Annotated in this window: 19 protein-coding genes; 2 read left to right on the top strand and 17 right to left on the bottom strand. The window is 64.6% G+C overall.

From position 1 onward, the window contains the following. Positions 1-95 precede the first annotated feature (95 nt). From BN1079_RS16610 to BN1079_RS16535, 15 genes are all read right to left on the bottom strand, one after another. A complete protein-coding gene (locus BN1079_RS16610) occupies positions 96-2,483 on the bottom strand; it encodes an efflux RND transporter permease subunit (RefSeq protein ID WP_037026362.1) in 2,388 nt (795 codons plus the stop codon). After that, positions 2,480-3,511: a WD40/YVTN/BNR-like repeat-containing protein gene (locus BN1079_RS16605; protein WP_052114510.1), complete on the bottom strand. Its 1,032-nt coding sequence runs from the start codon at positions 3,509-3,511 to the stop codon at positions 2,480-2,482. Before BN1079_RS16605 ends, BN1079_RS16610 begins: the two co-directional genes overlap by 4 nt. Positions 3,512-3,892: 381 nt before the next feature. Beyond that, the gene (locus BN1079_RS16595; protein WP_037026359.1) at positions 3,893-5,095 is read right to left on the bottom strand and encodes an acetyl-CoA C-acyltransferase; all 1,203 of its coding nucleotides are present in this window, start codon (positions 5,093-5,095) and stop codon (positions 3,893-3,895) included. Between the two features lie 5 nt (positions 5,096-5,100). After that, the gene (locus BN1079_RS16590) at positions 5,101-5,571 is read right to left on the bottom strand and encodes a MaoC family dehydratase (protein ID WP_037026358.1); all 471 of its coding nucleotides are present in this window, start codon (positions 5,569-5,571) and stop codon (positions 5,101-5,103) included. Between the two features lie 10 nt (positions 5,572-5,581). Further along, positions 5,582-6,367, bottom strand: a complete 786-nt coding sequence (locus BN1079_RS16585) for an SDR family oxidoreductase (protein WP_037026357.1) — start codon at positions 6,365-6,367, stop codon at positions 5,582-5,584. 161 nt (positions 6,368-6,528) lie between these two features. Continuing rightward, positions 6,529-7,413 carry an SDR family oxidoreductase gene (locus BN1079_RS16580; RefSeq protein ID WP_037026354.1) on the bottom strand — a complete coding sequence of 295 codons (885 nt, stop codon included), beginning with the start codon at positions 7,411-7,413 and terminating at the stop codon, positions 6,529-6,531. Positions 7,414-7,459: 46 nt separating this feature from the next. Next, on the bottom strand, positions 7,460-8,611 hold the full coding sequence (locus BN1079_RS16575) for an acetyl-CoA C-acetyltransferase (RefSeq protein WP_037026353.1): 1,152 nt from the start codon (positions 8,609-8,611) through the stop codon (positions 7,460-7,462). Between the two features lie 3 nt (positions 8,612-8,614). Then, positions 8,615-9,664 (bottom strand): acyl-CoA dehydrogenase family protein, encoded by a 1,050-nt coding sequence (locus tag BN1079_RS16570; protein ID WP_037026351.1) that lies wholly within the window; start codon positions 9,662-9,664, stop codon positions 8,615-8,617. Positions 9,665-9,674: 10 nt separating this feature from the next. Beyond that, entirely contained in the window at positions 9,675-10,841 is a 1,167-nt protein-coding gene (locus tag BN1079_RS16565) for an acyl-CoA dehydrogenase family protein (protein WP_037026349.1), read from the bottom strand. Positions 10,842-10,849: 8 nt separating this feature from the next. Beyond that, positions 10,850-11,602: an enoyl-CoA hydratase family protein gene (locus BN1079_RS16560; RefSeq protein ID WP_037026337.1), complete on the bottom strand. Its 753-nt coding sequence runs from the start codon at positions 11,600-11,602 to the stop codon at positions 10,850-10,852. Then, a complete protein-coding gene (locus BN1079_RS16555) occupies positions 11,599-12,702 on the bottom strand; it encodes an NAD(P)H-dependent flavin oxidoreductase (RefSeq protein ID WP_037026335.1) in 1,104 nt (367 codons plus the stop codon). The genes BN1079_RS16560 and BN1079_RS16555 overlap by 4 nt, the downstream gene beginning before the upstream one ends. Further along, positions 12,699-13,595: an enoyl-CoA hydratase gene (locus BN1079_RS16550; protein ID WP_037026332.1), complete on the bottom strand. Its 897-nt coding sequence runs from the start codon at positions 13,593-13,595 to the stop codon at positions 12,699-12,701. The genes BN1079_RS16555 and BN1079_RS16550 overlap by 4 nt, the downstream gene beginning before the upstream one ends. Positions 13,596-13,611: 16 nt before the next feature. After that, positions 13,612-14,409: a CoA-transferase subunit beta gene (locus tag BN1079_RS16545; RefSeq protein ID WP_037026328.1), complete on the bottom strand. Its 798-nt coding sequence runs from the start codon at positions 14,407-14,409 to the stop codon at positions 13,612-13,614. 10 nt (positions 14,410-14,419) lie between these two features. Then, positions 14,420-15,298 (bottom strand): CoA transferase subunit A, encoded by an 879-nt coding sequence (locus tag BN1079_RS16540; RefSeq protein ID WP_037026326.1) that lies wholly within the window; start codon positions 15,296-15,298, stop codon positions 14,420-14,422. Between the two features lie 9 nt (positions 15,299-15,307). Then, a complete protein-coding gene (locus BN1079_RS16535) occupies positions 15,308-16,201 on the bottom strand; it encodes a VOC family protein (RefSeq protein WP_037026324.1) in 894 nt (297 codons plus the stop codon). Between the two features lie 206 nt (positions 16,202-16,407). On the opposite strand from BN1079_RS16535, the gene BN1079_RS16530 reads away from it, so the two are divergent. Further along, positions 16,408-17,568: an acyl-CoA dehydrogenase family protein gene (locus BN1079_RS16530; RefSeq protein ID WP_037026323.1), complete on the top strand. Its 1,161-nt coding sequence runs from the start codon at positions 16,408-16,410 to the stop codon at positions 17,566-17,568. After that, the gene (locus tag BN1079_RS16525) at positions 17,565-18,749 is read left to right on the top strand and encodes an acyl-CoA dehydrogenase family protein (protein ID WP_037026321.1); all 1,185 of its coding nucleotides are present in this window, start codon (positions 17,565-17,567) and stop codon (positions 18,747-18,749) included. The genes BN1079_RS16530 and BN1079_RS16525 overlap by 4 nt, the downstream gene beginning before the upstream one ends. Positions 18,750-18,836: 87 nt before the next feature. Here BN1079_RS16525 and BN1079_RS16520 read toward each other — a convergent pair whose 3' ends face one another. Together BN1079_RS16520 and BN1079_RS16515 are read right to left on the bottom strand one after the other, a co-directional pair. Continuing rightward, complete coding sequence (locus tag BN1079_RS16520) at positions 18,837-19,901, bottom strand: alkene reductase (protein WP_037026319.1); 1,065 nt, start codon at positions 19,899-19,901, stop codon at positions 18,837-18,839. Positions 19,902-20,009: 108 nt separating this feature from the next. Continuing rightward, a complete protein-coding gene (locus BN1079_RS16515) occupies positions 20,010-20,639 on the bottom strand; it encodes a nuclear transport factor 2 family protein (RefSeq protein ID WP_037026318.1) in 630 nt (209 codons plus the stop codon). Between the last annotated feature and the right edge of the window lie 2 nt (positions 20,640-20,641).

Raw genomic sequence — 20,641 nt, 5'->3', positions numbered from 1 at the left:
CGCGCATCAGACGTCGAACGCCCGCGCATGTCGCTTAATATAAAAGCCGCCTCCTACCTTTCGGAAGTGCTCGTTTCGCAACGTGCAGCACACCTTCAAGCCTGAGCCTCGGCAGGCAATGCCGTCACCGTCCGGGGAGTGACCAGCGCCCTGCCCTGATCAAACCAGGCTGCCAACGCCGGCAGCACCAGAATCGCGCCGAACACGTTTACCAAGAACATGAACGCCAGCAACACGCCCATGTCTGCCTGGAACTTGAGTGGTGCAAACGCCCAAGTGCAGACACCGATGGACATGGTCACCGCGGTGAATACCGCCGCCGTGCCGCGTTGGCACATGGCCTCGTAGAATGCCGTTCGCAGATCCCGGCCCTCGGCCATCTCGTGCTGGATACGCTCGTAGAGATAGATGCCATAGTCCACGCCAACGCCTACCCCAAGCGCCATCACCGGCAAGGTCGCCACTTTCAGGCCGATGCCGAGCATGGCCATGAGCGCATTGCAGAGGATGGCAACGATGCCCAACGGCACCAGGATGCACAGCACCGCGCGCAGTGAGCGGAAGGTCAATAGGCAGAACAGGGCGACCGAACAGAACAGTGCGGCCAGCATGATCACCTCGGCTCGCTTGACTGCCTCGTTGGAGGCGGCCATCACTCCGACGTTACCTCCGGCGAGCTTGAAACGAGCCTCGGGCACCGACACCGCAGCGATAACCCGCTTGGCCTCGTTGACGACATGGAAGATCGTCGCGCCCTCATGATCGCTGAGGAACACCAGAATCTGCTGATGCGCGCAACCCTCACTGACCAGGCCGTGGTCTGGCGAGTAGGCCAATGAGCCCTGCTGCAGGCCACGCGGCGCGCCGGGGATGGCCGCCCAGCGCGGGTTGCCCTCATTGTTGCCGGCGATCACGGCCTTGGCCATACTCGCCACGCTCTGCACGGACTGAACGCCGGTCACATTGCGCATCTCGAAATCGAAGGCCTCGATGGCGCGCATCACCTTGGGATCAAGGCACGCCTCTTGGCCGCCAGGCGACTCGACAAAGACTGCGAGCACATCCAGGCCGATGGAGTAGCTGCCTATAATCCTTTCGTTATCCTGGTTGTAACGCGAATCGGCGCGCAGTTCCGGCGCGCCTGCGCCGATATCGCCCACCTCCAGCTGCCGCGCCTTGGTCACTCCAAAGCCGAGAAGCAGCACACAGCAGGCGAACACCACCAGCGCCGGCCCCGGCAACGCCAGTGCGGAGAGCCGCCACCACAGCGGGTGTCGCCCGGCCGATACCGGCCTGTTGCCCACTCGAGCGCTGGCCTCCAGGCTGAGGTGGGAAATGATGATGGGCAACATCATCTTGTTGGTGATGATCATGAGCATCACGCCGATACAGGCGGTAATTCCCAGCTCATGAACGATGGGAATGTCGATGAGCATGATCACCGCAAACCCCAGCGCGTTCATCAGCAACGCCAGAGCGCCGGGAATGAAGATCTTGCAGAACGCCGAGCGCGCCGCATTGATCGAGTCACAGCCCTGCAACACATCCTGCTTCCAGGCGTTGGTCATCTGCACGGCGTGGGATACGCCGATGGAGAAGATCAGGAAAGGTACCAGGATCGACATCGGGTCGATGCCCAGCCCCAGCAACGGCAGCAGCCCGAGCAACCAGATCACCGGCAACAGCGCCACAACCAACGCAACCAACGTCAGCTTCAGCGAACGGGTGTAGATCCAGAGCAGCGCCGCGGTGATAAAAAAAGCCACCACGAAGAAGCCGATCACCGTACTCAGGCCCTCGATCACATCGCCCACCAGCTTGGCGAACCCAACGATGTGGATCTCAATGTTGTCGCTGGCGTAACGATCCCGGATCGCTTCGAGTTCGGCGGCGACCGCCGCATAAGACACGGCCGCCCCGGTCCGCGCGTCGCTGTCCTGCAGGTCAGCCCGCACCAGGGCCGACCTGAGGTCGTTAGCGATCAAACTGCCAACCTGCCCTGACCGGGCCGCGTTGCTGCGCACCTGGGCCAGGTCCTCCACCGTACCCGAGTAGTGAGGCGGCACCACCAGATCGCCCACGTAGCCCTCTTCGGTGACCTCGATATAGCGCACGTTCGGGGTAAAGAGCGATGTCACGCTAGGGCGGCTGACGCCTGAGATGAAGAACACATCGTCAGTGACGTTTTGCAGCGTTTCGAGGAATTCCGGGTTATAGATATCGCCCTCGCCTTTCCAGCGCACGCTCACCAAGATCCGGTTGGCGCCGGTGAACATGCGGCTGTAGTCAAGGAAGTTCAGCATGTAGTCGTGGCTGACCGGAATCTGCTTGTTGAATGCCGGGTCCAGCCGAACCTGGGTTGCGCTGTAGCCCAAGCCCACCGTGATCAGCACGAACAGCACTAGAAGGCTCCTTCTCCACGCCATCAGCCCGTCGGCACAACACTCTACCCAGCGCTCGACTCTGCTCGGTGTATGGCTCATGGCATGCTCCTGTTTGCACTCGCCGTCAGGCGTTGCGCCCCGATGCCTTGGAAAACGCCACGTTCACCGCCTACCAGCAGCTGTCGTTCGTTTACGGCAACAGCCGAAGTCAAGGTCCCCAAGCCGCTGCCCTGAGTACTTTCCAGTAATTGTCCGTCGGCAGACAGATGCACCATGCTGCCGTCTGCCCCCACCAGCATGACCCCGGCTCCGTTAGGCAGCAGTACATGGCCATACAGCGCGTGGCTGTGGCCGAGCTCGACCTGGGTCCAGCTTCCACCGAAATCCGCGCTGAGGAAGACCCGTCCGCGCATACCGTAAGTGACCCACAGTTCGTCGCTCAGCCTCGCTACGCCGAACAGTGAGCCGTTATAGAACGGCGGCAGGGTTTCCCAGGTACGACCGCCGTCTTCGCTACGCAGCACAAGCCCCTGCTCACCCACCAGCATCTGCTGGCCGTTGCGGTCTCCGCCCATACCATTGAGGTGCCAGCCGTCCGCGGTCATTTCGCGGGCCGACCAGGTGTGGCCGGCGTCAGCGGACTCGTAGAACTTGCCGAAGCTGCCCAGCGCGAAGACGTCCTGACCGTTAGCGCTCCAGACATCCAGAAGCGGCTCGCCCAGTTCGCCATCGAAGGCAATCTCCTGCCAGGTGGCGCCGCCATCAGCGGAACGCAGCTTCCAGCCATCATGGCCGACGGCCAGCAGGACGTTTTCATCCAGCGCCGCGACGCCAGTCAGCGTCGCCATGCGCTGCGTAGCCAGCGTAGCTTCCTGCCAGGACCGCCCCTGGTCCTGGCTGAGCAAAATGGTGCCACGCTCGCCCACGGCAAGCAGCCGCTCGCCATTGATCAACATATCGTTGATGTGCAAGCGGTCGGGATGGAGTTGAGTAGGTTCTAGCGCAGCCGGCGCGCGCGGGGCAAAAGCATAGGCAACGGTGGCCATGACCAGCGCGCTCAGCGCGTAGGCGATCAATTGACGCCGGCCTGTCGGTCGACGGCAGCCGGCAGTTTCATAGGATTGCATTTCGCGTCCTCTTCAAATTACCAATCAGCGAAACGCGTCCCAGGGGATGCTTGAGCCAAAGGGCAGCGGCATGGAATGGGCGTTTAGACTGGCGCCCTGGCCAGGCGCCCTGGGCTGTTCCAGGGCTTGGGCGGCTATCAGGACAATCAATCCCAGGACGGTGATTGCGTAGGCCGTCCGCTGGCCCCAACGGCGTTTAGGAAGCGAAGCGAATTTTGATAAGCGCATGCTGCATCCTTCTTATTCTTATGGACATCTGGGCTTGCGGGGCGCCAGGGGCAACCCTGACGGCCGCTTTGATCATCTGGCCAGGCCGCGCCCGCAACATCGTCCAAACGGATTAGATACAACCGCACCCCGACGGTCGGACAGGGCGCTCGCTCACGGCAGTTCGAACAGGCCCGCCGCGCCCATGCCGCCGCCAATGCACATGGACACCACCACGAAACGTGCACCGCGACGGCGCCCTTCGATCAGCGCATGGCCGACCATCCGCGCTCCGGACATGCCAAAGGGATGGCCGATGGCGATGGCGCCGCCGTTGACGTTGAGGCGTTCGTTGGCGATGCCCAGGGCATCGCGGCAGTGCAGCACCTGGCTGGCAAAGGCTTCGTTGATTTCCCAGAGATCGACATCGTTGACCGCCAGGCCGAAGCGCCGAAGCAGCCGCGGCACTGCGTAAACAGGCCCGATACCCATTTCCTCCGGCGCGCAGCCCGCCACCGCGATCCCACGGTAGACCCCCAAAGGCTGAAGCCCTCGACGTTTGGCTTCGGTGGCGCCCATTAACAGGCAAGCGCTGGCGCCGTCGGAAAACTGCGAGGCATTGCCGGCGGTGACGAATTCACCCTGCTCGATCCACTTGCCGCCCTTCCATACCGGTTTAAGAGCCTGCAGATCCTCGATACGGGTACTGGGCCGGTTGCACTCGTCGCGATCGACCAAAACCTCTTCATGGCCGATGGGCGCACCGTCCTTGTCGAGCACCAGCTTGCGCGCAGCCAGCGGCACGATCTCGTCGGAGAACAGCCCAGCCTGCTGCGCCGCCGCGGTACGCTGCTGGCTTTGTAACGCGTATTCGTCCTGGGCGGCGCGACTGATGCCATAGCGCTGCGAGACGATCTCGGCGGTTTCGATCATCGGGATATAGGCGCTCGGCATGCAATCGATGACAGCCTCGGACTGCGCTCGGTAGGTGTTCTTGTGCTTGGTCTGGGTCAGCGAAAGAGACTCCACGCCCCCGGCGATGGCGATGTCCATCTCACCGGCCATGATGCTTTTCGCCGCAACGCCGATGCTCATCAGGCCAGAGGCACACATGCGGTCCAGCGCCATGCCCGGCACGCTTGGCGGCAAGCCACCGGTGTAGGCGCACAGGCGGCCGATATTGTAGGCCTGGGTACCCTGCTGCACCGCGGCGCCCATGATCACATCTTCGACGGCGTCGGGCTCAATGCCGGCGCGCTCGATTACCGCGCGCACCACGTGGCCGCCGAGCACAGGGGCCTCGGTATCGTTGAACGACCCGCGGAAAGACTTGGCCAGCGCGGTACGCGCCGTGGAGACAATGACGACTTCATTCATGGATTTCACTCGCTAAGGGGATTGAAGGTGTAGCGGCTGACGGTATCCACCACGCAGCCAGGTCGTTCGGCGCCCTCGATTTCCACGCTCACGCGCACGGTCTGCTGCACCGCCACGCCGATCTGTTCAACCTTGATAACTTCGCCGCGGCCGCGCACCCGCGAGCCGACCTTTACCGGCGCGGGGAAGCGCACCTTGTCGCAGCCGTAATTGACGCCCATCTGCATGTTCTGCACCTGCATCAGCTGCGGCAGGAACAAGTTGGCCAGCGACAGCGTCAGGTAGCCGTGGGCGACTGTGCAGCCGAACGGGCCGTCAGCGGCGCGGACCGGGTCGACATGGATCCACTGGTGGTCGCCGGTGGCCTCGGCGAACAGATCGATACGGGCCTGATCGATCACCACCCAGTCGGTCGTCCCCAGGTCGAGGCCAGTGGACGCCAGCATCTCTTCGGTGCTCTTGAATACGGTTGTCATGGCGGCGTCCTCAGGCGTGCTGCGAGCTGACCGACAGCACTTCGCCGACCATGTAGGAGGCGTAGTCGCTGGCCAGGAAGATCATCACATTGGCCACTTCCCAAACCTCGGCGGCTCGGCCGAAGGCTTCGCGGCTGGCCAGCTGCTCGAGCAGCTCCTGGCTGGAGGCCTTTTTCAGGAAGTCATGGAGGGCGATGGAGGGCGACACGGCATTGATGCGCACGCCATGCTCGGCGGCCTCCACGGCGCTGCAACGGGTCAGCGCCATCACCCCGGCCTTGGCCGCGGCGTAGTGGGCTTGCTCCTTCTGGGCGCGCCAGCCGAGCACCGAAGCGTTGTTGACGATGGCGCCGGTGCCACGCTTCTCCATGTGCGGCAACATGGCCCGGGTCATGCGGAAGGTGCCGGTCAGGGTCACATCGATCACCCGCAGCCACTCTTCGTCGCTCATCTCGGTGACGCGCTTCTGCCCGCCGAGCCCGGCGTTGTTGATCAGCACATCGACGCCGCCCAGGGTCTGCTCGGCAGCGGCGACCAGGGCCTGCACTTCCTCTTCCACCACGACGTTGCACAGCTGGCCGTAGATGGCCTGCAGACCGGTTTCGGCCTTCAAGCGCTCCACCGCCTCTTCCAGGCGCCGCGGGTGGATGTCGGAAATCATCAGGGCACGGCAGCCTTCCTCGGCGCAGCGCTTGGCCGCCGCATAGCCGATGCCGGCACCGGCCGCGGCGGTGATCAGCACGGACTTGCCGGCCAGCAGTTGGTGACCTGGAACATAGGCGGGAGCTTGTCTCACGGTGCATACCTCGGTAATGACAGTTCGCTGCCAGGTATACCGGTCGGGAACCCCGGCAACATCGTCAAAACGGACGTGTCCACGCGGTTCGGCAGATACCGCCGGCCAGAAACACGCGTGGCCGCATAAAGCGGCCACGGTGGTCAGCGCTACGACCGCTGCTAGCTGCCGTAGACCTTCTGCGCCGGCACTTCGGCGGCCAGCAGCGCCTGCATCGCCTCACCAACTTCAGCAGGCTGCCAGCGATCACCCTTGTCGACACCCTGGGTGGTGCGCCAACCATCGGCGATGGAAATCTTGCCGCCTTCGGCCTCGAACACCCGTCCTGTGACATGAGCCGACTCGGTGGACGCCAACCAGGCCAGCAGCGAGGAGACGTTTTCCGGCGCCCAGTAGTCGAAGCTGCCGTCGTCCGGCGCGGCCATGCGTGTGGCCATGGACTCGACGGCGGTGGTCATGCCAGTGCGGGCTGCCGGTGCAACGGCATTGGCAGTGATCCCATAGCGCCCCAGCTCGGCGGCCTGGTTCAGGGTCAGCGCGGCAATGCCGGCCTTGGCCGCGGCATAATTGGACTGGCCGATGGAGCCTTGCAGGCCCGCCCCGGAGGTGGTGTTGATGATGCGCGCATCGACCTTGCGGCCGGCCTTGGTCTGGTCGCGCCAGTAATGCACCGCGTGCGAACTGATGCAGAAGTGACCCTTGAGGTGCACGCTCATGATGGCGTCCCACTCGGCCTCGGTCATCGAGGCGAACATGCGGTCGCGGTTGATACCAGCATTGTTGAGCACCACGTGCAGGTCGCCGAAGGTCTCGATGGCCTGCTTGACCGCGTTCTCGCTGTCGCTGTAGTGGGTGATGTCGGACGTATTGGCCACTGCCTTGCCACCGGCGGCGACGATCTCGTCCACCACCCTCTGAGCCGCGGACTGGTTGATGTCGTTTACAACTACACAGGCGCCTTCAGCGGCGAACACCCGTGCGTGGGCCGCGCCCAGACCACCCCCGGCGCCGGTAATGATGGCCACGCGGCCGTTCAGAATACCCATTTCACATTCTCCAGAAACTTGTCGCGGCACTCGGTGCCGGAAGCCCTTACAGGCGCTCGATGATGGTGACGTTGGCCTGGCCGCCGCCTTCGCACATGGTCTGCAGGCCGTAGCGGCCGCCGCTGCGCTCCAGTTCGTGCAGCAGCGTGGTCATTAGGCGCGCGCCAGTGGCGCCGAGCGGATGGCCCAGGGCAATGGCGCCGCCGTTGACGTTGGTTTTGGCCGGATCGAAGTCCAGCTCCTTGGCCCAGGCCATGACCACCGAGGCGAAGGCCTCGTTGATTTCCACCAGATCGATATCAGCCATGCTCATACCGGCTTTTTTTAGCGCGTGGCGGGTCGCCTCTATCGGCGCGGTCAGATGCCAGATCGGGTCGTCGCCACGCACGCTCAGGTGGTGAACGCGTGCCCGCGGCGTCAGGTTGTAGCGCGTGAGCGCCGCCTCCGAGACCACAAGCAGGGCTGCCGAGGCGTCGCAGGTCTGGCTCGAAACCGCTGCGGTGATGCTCGGGAAGCTTGGGTCGACTGGCTCCAGGCTGGCCATCTTTTCCAGCGTGGTGACGCGCGGCGTCTCATCCTGATTCAGGCCTTCGCAGGCCACCACTTCGCGGGCGAAGCGGCCGGCTTCGATGGCCGCCAGGGCGCGACGGTGGCTTTCCAGAGCGAAGTTTTCCATGTCGGCGCGGCTGATCTGCCAGTGATCGGCGATGCGCTGCGCGGCATAGAACTGGTTGACCGGCTGATCGGCGAAGCGCGCGCGCCAGCCGGCGCTGCCGGAGAACGGATCGGGAAAGCCCAGCGGCTGACCGGCGAGCATGGCCGAGGAGATCGGAATCTGCGTCATGGTCTGCACGCCCCCGACAGCCACCACGTCCTGGGTGCCGCTCATCACCGCCTGGGCGGCAAAATGCAGCGCTTGCTGCGAGGAACCGCACTGACGATCCACTGTGGTGCCCGGCACGCATAGCGGCAGACCAGCGGCCAGCCAACTGGTGCGGGCGATGTCGGCGGCCTGCGAGCCGATGGTATCGACGCAACCGAAGATCACATCGTCGTATTCGTCGGCCGGAACCGCGTTGCGCTCTACCAGGGCCTTGAGCGCATGCGCGCCCAGGTCGATGGCATGCACATGGGCCAGGCTGCCCTTGCGCTTGCCGGTGGGCGTGCGCAGTGCGTCAACAATATAGGCTTCAGGCATGGTTCATTCCTCGAAAGTGCTTCCAGGCAGCAACGCGGCACCTAGCAGATACTGGTCGATGCGGGTTTTGTGCAGGGCACGGTCGCCCCAGGCGTTGTCCAGCGCCCAGGCACGCTTCATGAACATCTGCAGATCCACTTCCCAGGTGTAACCCATGGCGCCATGCACCTGGATGCCGTGCCGGGCCGCCAGCCAGCTGGCCTCGCAACAGGCCAGACGGGCGTGGGAGATACGCACGTCGACGTCCGCCTCGCCTCTGGCCAGGGCATGCGCGGCGCGATACAGCACCGGCTTGGCAAACTCGATCTGGGTGGCCACGTCGGCCAGATGGTGCTTGACCGCCTGGAAGCTGCCGATCGGCTTGCCGAACTGTTTGCGCTGGGCGACGTAGTCCACCGACAGATCAAGCATGCGCTGGGCCAGGCCCACCAGTTGCCCGGCCACCGACAGGGCGCCGCGGTTCAGCATCTGCGCCCACAGCACGCGGCCCAGTTCGGCATCGGCGATGCGGGTCTCGGCGCTCGGCGTCCACTTCACGCAGTACAGGCGGCGCGAGGCATCGATACTGGTATTGGCCTGCAGCTCGACCTGATCGCTGCGCAGGGCATGGATCTCATGGTTATGCGCCAGCAGCAGCAGGTCGGCCAGCTGCGCATCGGCCACCCAGGGGTTGACCGGATGGCCGACAGCCACGCGGATGCCGCCTTCGGCGATCTGCGCCAGCCAGGCGTCGCGGGCCTCGCTCTGCGGCAGGCCGGCGAGCATGCCCACCGCCACATAGGCGGTATCGGCCAGCGAGTCGGGAATGGCGTAGTAGCCAAGTTCCTGGGTCATCAGGGACCAGGCGATGTCGTCCATGCCCAGGCCACCACACGCCTCTGGGACAGAGAGTGCAGTCATGCCCTGCTCGGCGAGCTTACCACGCAGGTCCGGGGACCGCCCGGTATCGGTTTCCCAGATGTCACGGAGCATTTCCGGAGCGGCCTCGGTCATCAGGAAACGGCTGATGGCCTCACGGAACGCCAGTTGATCTTCGGTAAAGGTGAAGTTCATCGCCCGCCCCTCACTTCGGCAGACCGAGCATCCGCTCGGCGATGATGTTGCGCTGGATTTCGTTGGTACCGGCGTAGATCGGGCCGGCTTGGGCGAAGAGGAAGCCTTCCAGCCAGCCATCCTCGCTGGCAGCCAGCAGCGGTGCACCGCTGCGCAGCTCGCCACGGGCGCCAAGGATGCGCATGGCGGTTTCGTTGATCAGCAGGTCCAACTCAGACCAGACGAGCTTGTTGGTGCTGGACTCGGCGCCGATCTTTTCGCCGCGGCTCAGCCGGCCCACGGTGTGATAAGCGCCCAGGCAATAGGCTTCAGCGCCCATCCAGGCGCGGGCCACCGCGTCACGGATGCTCGGGTCGCGGTCGGCCACCTCGCGGTTGGCGCGATACAGCTCGACCAACTGCTTGGCGGTGGACTGGAAACGAGCCGGCGAGCGCAGCAGCAGACCGCGCTCGAAACCGGCGGTGGCCATGGCCACATGCCAGCCCTGGCCCTCGTCGCCGATGCGGTTGGCCACCGGCACGCGCACGTCGTCGAAGAAGATTTCGGCGAAGGCGTCCTTGCCGTTGAGCGCCTTGATCGGGCGAATGGTCACGCCGGGAGCATCCAGCGGCACCATCAGGAAACTCAAACCGTGGTGCCGGCTGGACGCCGGATCGCTGCGGAATAGGCCAAAGGCCATGTCGGCGAAGCTGGCCCGGGTCGACCAAGTCTTCTGGCCATTCAGAACATAGTGGTCGCCGTCGCGGATCGCCTTGGAGCTGATCGCTGCCATGTCCGAGCCGGCATTGGGCTCCGACCAGGCCTGCGCCCACATGATCTCGCTGGAGGCCGTGCGCGGCAGGAAATCGCGCTTCTGTTCCTCGGTACCGAACTCCATCAGCGTCGGGCCGAGCAGCAGCTGGCCATTGATGTTGACGCGCATGGGCGCGCCGGCACCGTAATACTCTTCCTCGAAGATCAGCCATTCGATCAGGTCGCAGCCGCGGCCGCCCAGATGTTCGGGCCACATGACCATCGAATAGCGCGCCTCGAACAGCTTGCCTTCCCAGGCCCGATGCTGCTCGAAACCTTCACGGGTGTCGTAGCTGGCCAGCTTTTCCTTGGGCAGGTTGGCTGCCAGCCAGGCACGCACTTCGGCGCGGAAGGCCTTTTGCTTGGGGGTGTAGATCAGATCCATGGCGTGCCTCAGAACTTCGCGTCGCGTTTTTCGACGAAGGCGCGACGGGTTTCCGCCGAATCCGCCTCGTTGTAGGCCTGCAGGGTGAAGCCCTGCTCCCAGCGGTACTTGTCTTCCAGGTTTCCGTCTTCGATGCCGTTGAGGGCTTCCTTGGCGATGCGAATCATCGCCGGGCTCTTGGTGGCGATCTTGCCGGCGATTTCCAGCGCGGCTTCACGCAGTTGCTCGCGCGCCACCACGCGCTCGATGAAGCCGTAACGCTCGGCCTCGCGCGCGCCGATCTTGTCGCCGGTGAAGAACAGGTAACGCACCTTCTGCACCGGAAACAGGCGCTGCAGGTGGGCGCCGCCACCCATGGCGCCGCGGTCCACTTCCGGCAGGGCGAAGGTGGCGCATTCGGAGGCGACCACGATGTCGGCCGCGCCGGTGATGCCGATGCCGCCGCCGAGGACGAAACCGTGCACCGCGACGATCACCGGCACCGGGCAGCGGTGCACGGCCTTGAAGGTCTCGTAGTTGCCACGGTTGACCTTGACGATCCGCTCCGGATGCTGGTCCAGCTCCTTGATGTCGACGCCGGCACAGAAGCCGCGGCCTTCGGCGCGGATGACGATGACGCGGGTCTGCGGGTCGGCGCCCAGGGCATTGACGGTATCGGCCAGGGCCTGCCACTCGTGGCTGTCCAAGGCATTGACCGGCGGCTTGTTGATGACCAGTTCGGCCACGCCGTTGTCGAGGCTGGTACTAAAGGCGGTATTCATTGGGCGGCTCCTGCATATTCGGCCTGGGGCTGAACGTGGCGCTGATAAAGCTCGGCGAGGCAGGCCTCGGCCTGCGCGACGATCTCGGAAATGATGGCTTCGCAGCTAGCCAGCTCGCCGATGGCCGCCGCCACCTGGCCGGAGGGCAGGATGCCCTCGTCCGGCTGACCGTCCTGCATGGACTTCTGCAGCAGCACCGGCTGGTTGGCGGCCATGATGGTTTGCGACAGGGCCTCCGGTTCTTCCTTGAGTACCTTGAGCAGGGTCGAGAGCATGTGCGCGCTGCTCATGCCGGTCTGCTGCTTCCAGCTCCAGGCGCTGCGCAGGGCGATCAGCAGGCGGCCCAGGCCGCTGGCCTTTTCCAGGCGGTTGATGAAGGCGTTCTCGATCATGCGATGGCGCATGCCGTCAACCGCCAGGGTCACGCGAATCTGCTGCGGGTCATTGACCTTGAGATAGCGCTCCAGGGTGGCGGCCGGGGTCGGCGATTCCTGGCTCATCAAAAAGCGTGTGCCCATGGCGATGCCACAGGCACCGGCAGCCAGCGCCGAGGCCAGACCGCGGCCGGTGGAGAAGCCACCGGCCGCAATCACCGGCACATTCACCGCGTCCAGCACCTGCGGCAGCAGGATCGAGCTGGGCACGCCACCGGTATGACCACCGCCCTCGCCACCCTGGATGGTGATCAGGTCGGCGCCCATCTGTACCGCCTTGATCGCGTGCTTAACCGCACCGACAGTGGGAATGCACAGCACCCCGGCGTCCTTGAAGCGCTGCACGGTCTTGGCATCCGGACCACGGCCGTAGCTGACCGCCTTGAGGCCGAAGTCGATGGCCATGTCCACGCAGTCCGCGGCGTTCTCCTGGAACATGTGGAAGTTCAGGCCGAAATTGCGGCTGCCGGTGGCGGCGATGATCTTCTCGATCTCGCTGCGGGTCTGCGCCGTATCCAGCGTGGCGGCGGCGAGAAAGCCGAAGCCGCCGGCGCGGGTGGTGCCAATCACCAGATTGGCATCAGCCACCCAGCCCATGGCCGTCTGCACCACCGGATAGCGGCAGCCCAGGCGGCGGGTCAGTTCGGTTTGCAGCCAGGCGCTCATCCGGCTTCTCCTGCAGACTTCTTGTTCGCCGCGGCCATGGCCTTGGCGTCATAGCCGCCCAGCTTGTCGCCGGACAGCAGCTCGTTGTGGGTGTGGGCGAAGTGATGCCAGGCGAACACCGCATCCATGGCGGTGCGCTTGCCGGCCAGATCTTCCACGTGATTGATCGCCTGCTTGGTCAGCGCCAGCCCCATACGCGGCTGCTTGGCCACCTTGGCGGCCAGCTCGTAGGTCGCGGCTTCCAGGTCGGCACGTGACACCACGCGGTTGACCATACCAACTTCATAGGCGCGGCCGGCCGGCATGCGGTCGCCGGTCATGAGGAATTCCTTGGCGATGCGCGGGTTCATCTCGTAGGGATGGGCGAAGTACTCCACGCCGGGAATGCCCATGCGCACCACCGGGTCCTGAAAGAAGGCGTCATCGCTGGCGACGATCAGGTCGCAGACCCAGGCCAGCATCAGGCCGCCAGCGATGCAGGCGCCCTGCACCATGGCGATGGTCGGTTTGGGCATCTCGCGCCAGCGCCGGCACATGCCCAGGTAGACCTCCTGTTCGCGCATGTAGAGGAACTCGCCGCCCGGCTTGTTGCTGTGATCCCAGAGCAGATGGGCGCGCTCGAACTCCTTATTGATGTCGCGGCCCGGCGTGCCGATGTCGTGTCCGGCGGAGAAATGCTTGCCCTCCCCGCGCAGGACGATGACCTTGACCGCGTCGTCGCTGACTGCCCGCTTGAAGGCGGCATCCAGCGCATAGGTCATCTGTGAGTTCTGCGCATTGTTGAAACCGGGTCGGTTCATCGTCACCGACGCAATGCCGTCCCGCACCAAGTAGCGCACCGGCTCGTCGGTCTCGTACTCGCTGGCGTCCACGCGTTGGATAAATTCGCTCATTGACGCGGCTCCCGATTCAGGCCTGACGAATGCCGGGCGGATTGCCCTTGAGCTGCTTGCTGCGCAGGTCGTGTGGATCCAGACGCCGGATGATCTCCAGCTGGGCCTCAGTGGGCGCTGGCGTGACGCCCATGTCCGGCGCGGCGAGCAATTCGAAGCCGGTGTTTTCCTGCACTTGCTCGAAGCTCACACCGGGGTGCAGCGAACGCACCTGAGGCGCATGGTTCGGCCCGTTGTAGTCGATCACGCAGAGGTCGGTCAGCAGTATCCCGACAGACATGAACGAGGCGTTCATGCCCTCTTCCCAGCGCTCAGGGTTGAAGCCGACGCCGGAGACCATGTCCACTTCCGCCACCAGCGAGCGGGTCGAGTGGTTGGGCACCAGGAAGGAATTCTTGTGGTTGATGCTGTTGCCCGGCAGACCGCGTACGCCGAGCATGGCGATCTTCGGCTGGTAGTAATCGCCGCCGATGGCCGAGAGGTTGGTCTGGGCGAAGCGATCCACCTGGGTCGGGCCGATCATCGCGTGGCGGCGACCGCCCCATACCGCTTCGAACACACGCTCGAAACCCAGATAGCCGGAATACTTGGGCACGTAGTCACCGCGCGGCCCAACCGGAATCGGTTCTTCCACGAGGAAGCACTCGCTGTCGGTCATCAGCAGCTCGGGGGTATGGGTCAGTTTGGCGAGGCTGGCGCCCAGCCTCGGCAGCACACCGAGACCCGAGGCGAAGAGTTCGCCGTTGTCACGCCAGGCTTCGCTGGCGGCAACGATCATCAGTTCGGCAAGTGAATAATTCTCTGCAACGCTCATGTCGAACTCCTCAGAACACCGGCAGGGCCAGCGTACGCAGGCGGTCTTGGCCGCCGTTCTTGGTCTGGTAATCGGCTTCGCCGACGTGGATGAATTCGTCCATGTAGGCCGCCCAACCGCCGTCGCCTTCCGCCGATTCGGCGTAGCGCTTGAGGTGCGTCATGTCCCACCCGTACTCCGGTGCGCAGGTGGTCGGGTGTGCGCCGAACGGCGCATGCACCACTCCTGTCACCAGGTAGCGCTCGAACAGGTTGAAGCGCGCCTGCTCGGCACAGAGCTCCAACCGGTCGCTGATGCGCTCGCAGGAGACCACGCACTGCGCCGAGGCCCGTGCCATCAGGTGATCGAAATAGGGATCGTTGCCAGTGATCAGGGTATTGCCCAGCCGGTCGGCCTCATTGACATGCAGGAAGCTGATATCCAGGTTCAGTGCCGGCATCGCCAGCAACACCTCACCGTCGTCGTAGGGCGAGCGGATGGTCTTGAGTTCAGGGTTCAGGCGGGTGACATCCGTGGCCAGGCCGCAGCGGGTCGGCAGGAACGGCAAGCGCATGCCGGCGGCACGCAATCCCCACTGGTACATGCCTTCGTCCAGCTCCATCAGCTCCTTGATCTGCCCTACCTGGCGGCACTTACGAAACCAGGGCTCCAGCGGAATGGCATCCAGCGTCGCGAAACAGAAAATCAGTTTCCTGACCTTGCCGGCGGCACAGAGCATGCCCATTTCCGGGCCGCCATAGCCGACCACGGTGAGACCCTTGACGTCCGAGCGAAGGATTTCTCGCACCACGGCCATCGGCTTGCGGCGCGGACCCCAGCCACCAAAGCCGACAGTCATGCCGTCCTTGAGCAGGGCCACTGCGTCCCGGGTTGTCATTTGCTTGTTCATGGCGACTCCTTATTGCTGGCGCCCGACCGAGAAGTCGTGGCCCCAGATGCTCACACGGGTGAATTCGAAGGCCGAATGCTGCTCCCAGTCGACCTGCAGCCCGCCGTAGCCGTATTCGAGGTCGAAGCCGGACGGCGTCTTCATGTAGAAACTGGTCATGCGGTCGTTGAGGTGCTGCCCGAGGGTGGCCGACAGCGCGACGCCAGCGGCCTGCATACGGTCATGAGCACGCCCCACCTCGGTCATCGAGTCGACTTCCACCATGGCGTGCACGCAGCCGCTGGGCACTGGGTACTCGGCCAGGGCCAGGCTGTGGTGGCGCGCATTGGCGCAGTGCAGGAAATGGATGCGCACCGGCGGCGCATCGGGCGCCGGACGGAAGTTAAAGATGTCGGAAACCTCGAAGCCCAATACATCGCGGGCAAAGGCCACGGTGGCGTCGAAATTCGGTGCCGGCAGTACAGTGTGTCCCAGCCCCATGTCGCCGGTAATGAAACGCGGCACGCCCTGGGGCGAGACGAAAGGCTGACAGTCGGAGCGATAGCCCCAGGACAGTTCGTGGCGGTTGCCGGAGGGGTCGACGACCACCGCGAGCGCCTGTACGCCACGCTGGTTGCATTCGGCGGCAGCGCCCTGCTGGTAGGCCACGCCCTTTTCCTCGAGCAACTGCAGCGCTCGGCCGAAGGCCTTCTCGCTGGCCAGCTCCCAACCGGATGCGAAGTAGCGTGCCTCGGCGCCTTCGACGATGAGCATGCGGAACGGACGCTCGTCCATCTTCACGTAGAGCCCGCCGCCCGGTGCGGCACTGACCTGCATGCCAAGCACATCTTCGGCGTAGCGCTGCCAATCGTTGAGATTGCTCGCCTGGACGACCAAGTAACTCAATGCTCGGATTTCGATCATATCTGCGCTCCTGCAAGAAGGCTCATCGTGGATTGAGCGCATTCTGTGAAGCGTCGAAGAAAGCTTCATCGTCCGTTGAGACTAGGCACCAGCGCCGGTTGGCGGGCGCTCAACCCGAGCGCAAGAGGCGGGCTAGTCCTTTTTGAGGATTCGCCGCATGGCCATGCCAGTGAGACTCGCACCTGAGACTTTCCAAGGAGCCAGTCATGGACTTCGCCTTTAACGAAGAGCAATTGATGATTCAGGAGACCGCCGCCGGCTTTCTGGGCAAGGCGTCGGACTCTGCCGCCGTTCGCACCGCCATGGAGAGCGCGCTGGGCTACGACGCCCAGGTCTGGCAACAGATCGGCCAGGAGCTGTACTGGCCGGCATTGATGATCCCCGAAGCCTATGGCGGCGTCGGCATGGGCTTCGTCGAGCAGGCGATCCTTCTTGAGCAGATGGGCCGCCACCTGCTCTGCGCCCCGTTCCTGTCCAGCGCCTGCCTGGCCACGCCGGCACTGTTGCTGGGCGACAGCGAGCCACTACGGGAAACCTGGCTGCCCGAACTGGCCGCCGGCACCCTGACTGCCACCCTTGCCTTCGGCCAGGAGCGCAACGGCTGGAGGGCGTCCCGGCAGCCGAGCGCGCGCCCGGACGCCGGAGGCTGGCGACTGGATGGCGAATATGACGCGGTGCTCGACGGCGCCAGCGCCGACCTGCTGATCCTCACCGCCGAACACGAGGACGGTCGTCTTGCCCTGTTCGCGGTGCCAGCGAACCAGGCCGGTATCGAGCGCAGCGCCCTGCCGACCCTTGACCAGACCCGCCGGCTGGCGCGAATCAGGCTCACCAACGTGACGGTCGCGCCCGAGCAGAGCCTGACGCTCGATCAGGACGCCGCCGCCCTGCTGGAAAAAACGCTGCAGATTGGCGCCATCGCCCTCGCCTGCGAGCAGACCGGCGCCGCCCAGCGCTGCCTCGACCTGACCCTGGCCTATATCGGCGAGCGCCAGCAGTTCAACCGACCGATCGCCAGCTTCCAGGCCATCAAGCATCGCTGCGCGGACCTTATGCTGCACATCGAGAACAGCCGCTCGGTCGCGTACTACGCGGCCTGCATCGCCCAGCAGGTGCTGGCGCCGGACGGCGATCCGCAACTCAAGGCAGAACTGAGCGAAGCCGCCGCCATTGCCAAGAGCGAGGCCAGCGAAGCCTTCATGCTCTGCGCCGGCGAATCCATCCAGCTGCACGGCGGCGTCGGTTTCACCTGGGAATACGACCCCCACCTGTATTTCAAACGTGCCCGCGCCAGCGAACAGTTGCTGGGCACCCCTGCCTGGCACCGCGAGCGCCTCGCTGCCCTTATCCTGGAGTCACGCCCATGAAAATTGGCTTCACCCCTGAAGACGAAGCGTTCCGCCAGCAGGTCGCCGACTGGCTCGCGACGCACCTACGCGGCGAGTTCGAGCAACTGCGCTTTCGCGGCGGGCCCGGCGACGAGCACATGTTCCCCGAGGAGAGAAAGGCCTGGGAACGCGAGATGGCCAAGGGCGGCTGGATCGGCATCGGCTGGCCCACCGAGTTCGGCGGGCGCGGCCTTTCCATCTCGCAGCAGGTGATCTTTCATGAAGAATACGCCCGCGCCGGCGGTCCCGGCCGCATGGGCCACATCGGCGAAGGCCTGATCGGCCCGACTCTGGTGGCACTGGGCAGCGAGGCGCAGCGCCAGCGGTTTCTCCCTGGCATCCTCGAAGGACGCGAGTTCTGGTGCCAGGGCTATTCGGAACCCAGCGCCGGCTCGGACCTCGCCGGCGTCAAAACCCGCGCTCAACTGGAAAACGGCGAGTGGATCATCAATGGCCAGAAGGTCTGGACCTCTCTCGCCCATGAATCCCAGTGGTGCTTCGTGCTGGCGCGCACCGAGCCCGGCAGCGTCGGCCACCAGGGGCTGACCTTCCTGCTGGTGCCGATGGAGCAGCCCGGCATCGCGGTGCAACCAATCCAGCAACTGACCGGCACCAGCGAGTTCAACGAGGTGTTCTTCAGCGACGCCCGCACCGCGGCGGACAACATCATCGGCGCGCCGGGCGACGGCTGGAAGGTGGCCATGACCCTGCTGGGCTTCGAGCGCGGTGTGTCAACCCTCGGCCAGCAAATGCAGTTTCGCAACGAGCTCGAAGAGGTCATCCGCGCCGCCCGGGATACCGGTGCCGACCGCGATCCGTTGATCCGCCAACGTCTGGCACGGGCCTGGGCCGGGCTCAAAGTGCTGCGCTACAACTCGCTGCGCATGCTCTCCGGCACCCAGGACGGCAGTCTGCGTGGCGAAGCGATGATCTACAAGCTGGCCTGGTCGAACTGGCACCGCGACCTGGGCAAATTGGCTATGGACGTGCTCGGCCCGCAGGCGGAGCTGCTCGAAGGCGCGCCGTACCAGCTGTCACGGCTGCAATCGCTGTTTCTCTTCACCCGCTCGGACACCCTCTACGGCGGCAGCAACGAGATTCAGCGCAACATTATCGCCGAGCGCGCCCTGGGCATGCCCCGCGAGCCGCGGGTACGCTGATTCGACCTGTGCATGCTCGACCAAAAAGCCCGCTTCGCGTTTAACGAAGCGGGCTTTTTTACCGCTGCAGCACGCGAGGGACTGAACTCAACCCGACCACGCCGGATAGTCGCTATAGCCTGCCGGGCCCGCACTGTAGAGGGTCTTGCGGTCGAAACCCGTCACCGGCCATCCGTTGCGCAGGCGCTGAGGCAGATCGGGATTGCCGATGAAGTGACGGGCGAAGGACACCGCCTCGCCCTGACCAGCCTCGATCGCCGCCGCGGCACTGGGACCATCAAAGCCATCATTGAGAATCAACGCGGTCTGGCCGTGCTCGCGAGCCAGTGCGAAGGCATCCAGGCCGGCGACCGGTGAGCGCATGATATGCAGGTAGGCCAGTTCCAGTGGGGTGACGGCCTTCATCAGTGCCACCGCTGTGCCGGCGGGATCCTCGTCCTGGATGTCGTTGTAGGGATTTCCCGGACACATCCGATAGCCGACACGACCTGCGCCGATGGCCTCGGCCATGGCCGCTAGTACCTCGGCCGGGAAGCGCACGCGGTTTTCCACCGAGCCGCCATAGTGGTCCTCGCGACGGTTGCTGCCACTGGCCATGAACTGCATGGGTAGGTAACCGCTGGTGCAATGCAGCTCGACACCGTCGAAGCCGGCCTCCCGCGCCAGCACCGCCGCGTCGCGATACTGACGTACCACCTCGGCCACTTCCTGGGTACTCAAGGCATGTGGTTCATCGGTATCGACCATCCCCGCGGCGTCGCTGTACAGCTGCGTGTTGGCGCGCAGGGCCGAGGGTGCGACGGTACGCGCCCCCACCGGCTTGTTGTGGCGGCTGGCGGCACGGCCGACGTGCATCAATTGCAGGACGATCAGGCCGCCCTCGGCATGCACGGCGTCGGTCACTGCACGCCAGGCGGCCACCTGCTCGGAGTTGAAGATGCCCGGCGTCCTGCAGTAGCCAAGGCCCTCGGCCGAAGGGGCGGCCCCCTCGGCGACAATGAGCCCGGCACCGGCGCGCTGCCGGTAGTAGTCGACCATCTCGGCAGTGGGCACGGCACGGGAATCGGCGCGGCTGCGGGTCATCGGAGCCATCACGATACGGTTGGCAAGTTGCAGCTCACCCAGCCGCAGCGGCTGAAACAATGGATTCATCGATCGATCCTCAATGAGGCCGACGCCGGGAGGCGGCTTCGGCGATGCTCAGGCGGCAACAAAAAAAGCCCACCGCCGTGGCGGGCGAGTGGGCAAAGAGGTGTAACGTCAGCGCACGCGGATTTTCGGGTCCGCCGCACCCCGGCGCATCGTCGCCAGGAAGCCTTCCAGCGGTGCAGGCTCGGCCACCTCGGGCAGCTCGTCCTTGTTCGGACGCTTGGCCCAGAAGGCATCCCACGACGGGAACAGCTCATGGAAGGAACCGGCGTAGGGCTCGCGACCCGGCCAACGCATCTTCAAGCCACCGATCGGCGGCTTGTTCAGGTCGCTGGCATACCAGTAGCACGGCAACCGGCGGCGGAAACACCAGCGCCCGTCGATGCGCTCATAGTCGTCCCAGTAGAGCATCTGCATGATCACCCACTCCGGGCCGGTCTCATGTTCGTTCTTGGAATACACCACGCCGGTGGCGTGGTCCGCATCGCTGAACTCGATGATGTGCTGGCCCAGGTGATGCGAGGTGCCATGGAACTGCAGGCGCATGGTGTCGTCGAGCCAGGCCTTGAGATGCGCGCGGCCGACCTTGTCGCGACCGACACGCACGTCCGGCGCGAAGCAGTTGGCCATGGCGTCAAGGTCGCGCATGTCCAGAGACAGCGCGTACTTTCCGGCCAACTGGCGAATCGCATCAAGGGACTCCAGGCGGTCGATACGCGCCAAAAGATCCTGATCACTCATGG

The sequence above is a fragment of the Pseudomonas saudiphocaensis genome (assembly GCF_000756775.1).
In the GTDB taxonomy this organism is placed as follows: Bacteria; Pseudomonadota; Gammaproteobacteria; order Pseudomonadales; family Pseudomonadaceae; genus Stutzerimonas; species Stutzerimonas saudiphocaensis.
The sequence above is the reverse complement of the archived record's forward strand: the minus strand, read 5'-3'. Positions and strand labels throughout refer to the sequence as shown.

Bases quoted from the DNA above. Each gene is read 5' to 3' on its own strand.
- BN1079_RS16610 (WP_037026362.1), bottom strand. From the start codon at position 2,483: ATGAGCCATACACCGAGCAGAGTCGAGCGCTGGGTAGAGTGTTGTGCC.
- BN1079_RS16590 (WP_037026358.1), bottom strand. From the start codon at position 5,571: ATGACAACCGTATTCAAGAGCACCGAAGAGATGCTGGCGTCCACTGGC.
- BN1079_RS16555 (WP_037026335.1), bottom strand. From the start codon at position 12,702: ATGAGCGCCTGGCTGCAAACCGAACTGACCCGCCGCCTGGGCTGCCGC.
- BN1079_RS16565 (WP_037026349.1), bottom strand. From the start codon at position 10,841: ATGGATCTGATCTACACCCCCAAGCAAAAGGCCTTCCGCGCCGAAGTG.
- BN1079_RS16580 (WP_037026354.1), bottom strand. From the start codon at position 7,413: ATGGGTATTCTGAACGGCCGCGTGGCCATCATTACCGGCGCCGGGGGT.
- BN1079_RS16535 (WP_037026324.1), bottom strand. From the start codon at position 16,201: ATGATCGAAATCCGAGCATTGAGTTACTTGGTCGTCCAGGCGAGCAAT.
- BN1079_RS16595 (WP_037026359.1), bottom strand. From the start codon at position 5,095: ATGAATGAAGTCGTCATTGTCTCCACGGCGCGTACCGCGCTGGCCAAG.
- BN1079_RS16550 (WP_037026332.1), bottom strand. From the start codon at position 13,595: ATGAGCGAATTTATCCAACGCGTGGACGCCAGCGAGTACGAGACCGAC.
- BN1079_RS16540 (WP_037026326.1), bottom strand. From the start codon at position 15,298: ATGAACAAGCAAATGACAACCCGGGACGCAGTGGCCCTGCTCAAGGAC.
- BN1079_RS16570 (WP_037026351.1), bottom strand. From the start codon at position 9,664: ATGAACTTCACCTTTACCGAAGATCAACTGGCGTTCCGTGAGGCCATC.
- BN1079_RS16525 (WP_037026321.1), top strand. From the start codon at position 17,565: ATGAAAATTGGCTTCACCCCTGAAGACGAAGCGTTCCGCCAGCAGGTC.
- BN1079_RS16575 (WP_037026353.1), bottom strand. From the start codon at position 8,611: ATGCCTGAAGCCTATATTGTTGACGCACTGCGCACGCCCACCGGCAAG.
- BN1079_RS16515 (WP_037026318.1), bottom strand. From the start codon at position 20,639: ATGAGTGATCAGGATCTTTTGGCGCGTATCGACCGCCTGGAGTCCCTT.
- BN1079_RS16560 (WP_037026337.1), bottom strand. From the start codon at position 11,602: ATGAATACCGCCTTTAGTACCAGCCTCGACAACGGCGTGGCCGAACTG.
- BN1079_RS16520 (WP_037026319.1), bottom strand. From the start codon at position 19,901: ATGAATCCATTGTTTCAGCCGCTGCGGCTGGGTGAGCTGCAACTTGCC.
- BN1079_RS16605 (WP_052114510.1), bottom strand. From the start codon at position 3,511: ATGCAATCCTATGAAACTGCCGGCTGCCGTCGACCGACAGGCCGGCGT.
- BN1079_RS16545 (WP_037026328.1), bottom strand. From the start codon at position 14,409: ATGAGCGTTGCAGAGAATTATTCACTTGCCGAACTGATGATCGTTGCC.
- BN1079_RS16530 (WP_037026323.1), top strand. From the start codon at position 16,408: ATGGACTTCGCCTTTAACGAAGAGCAATTGATGATTCAGGAGACCGCC.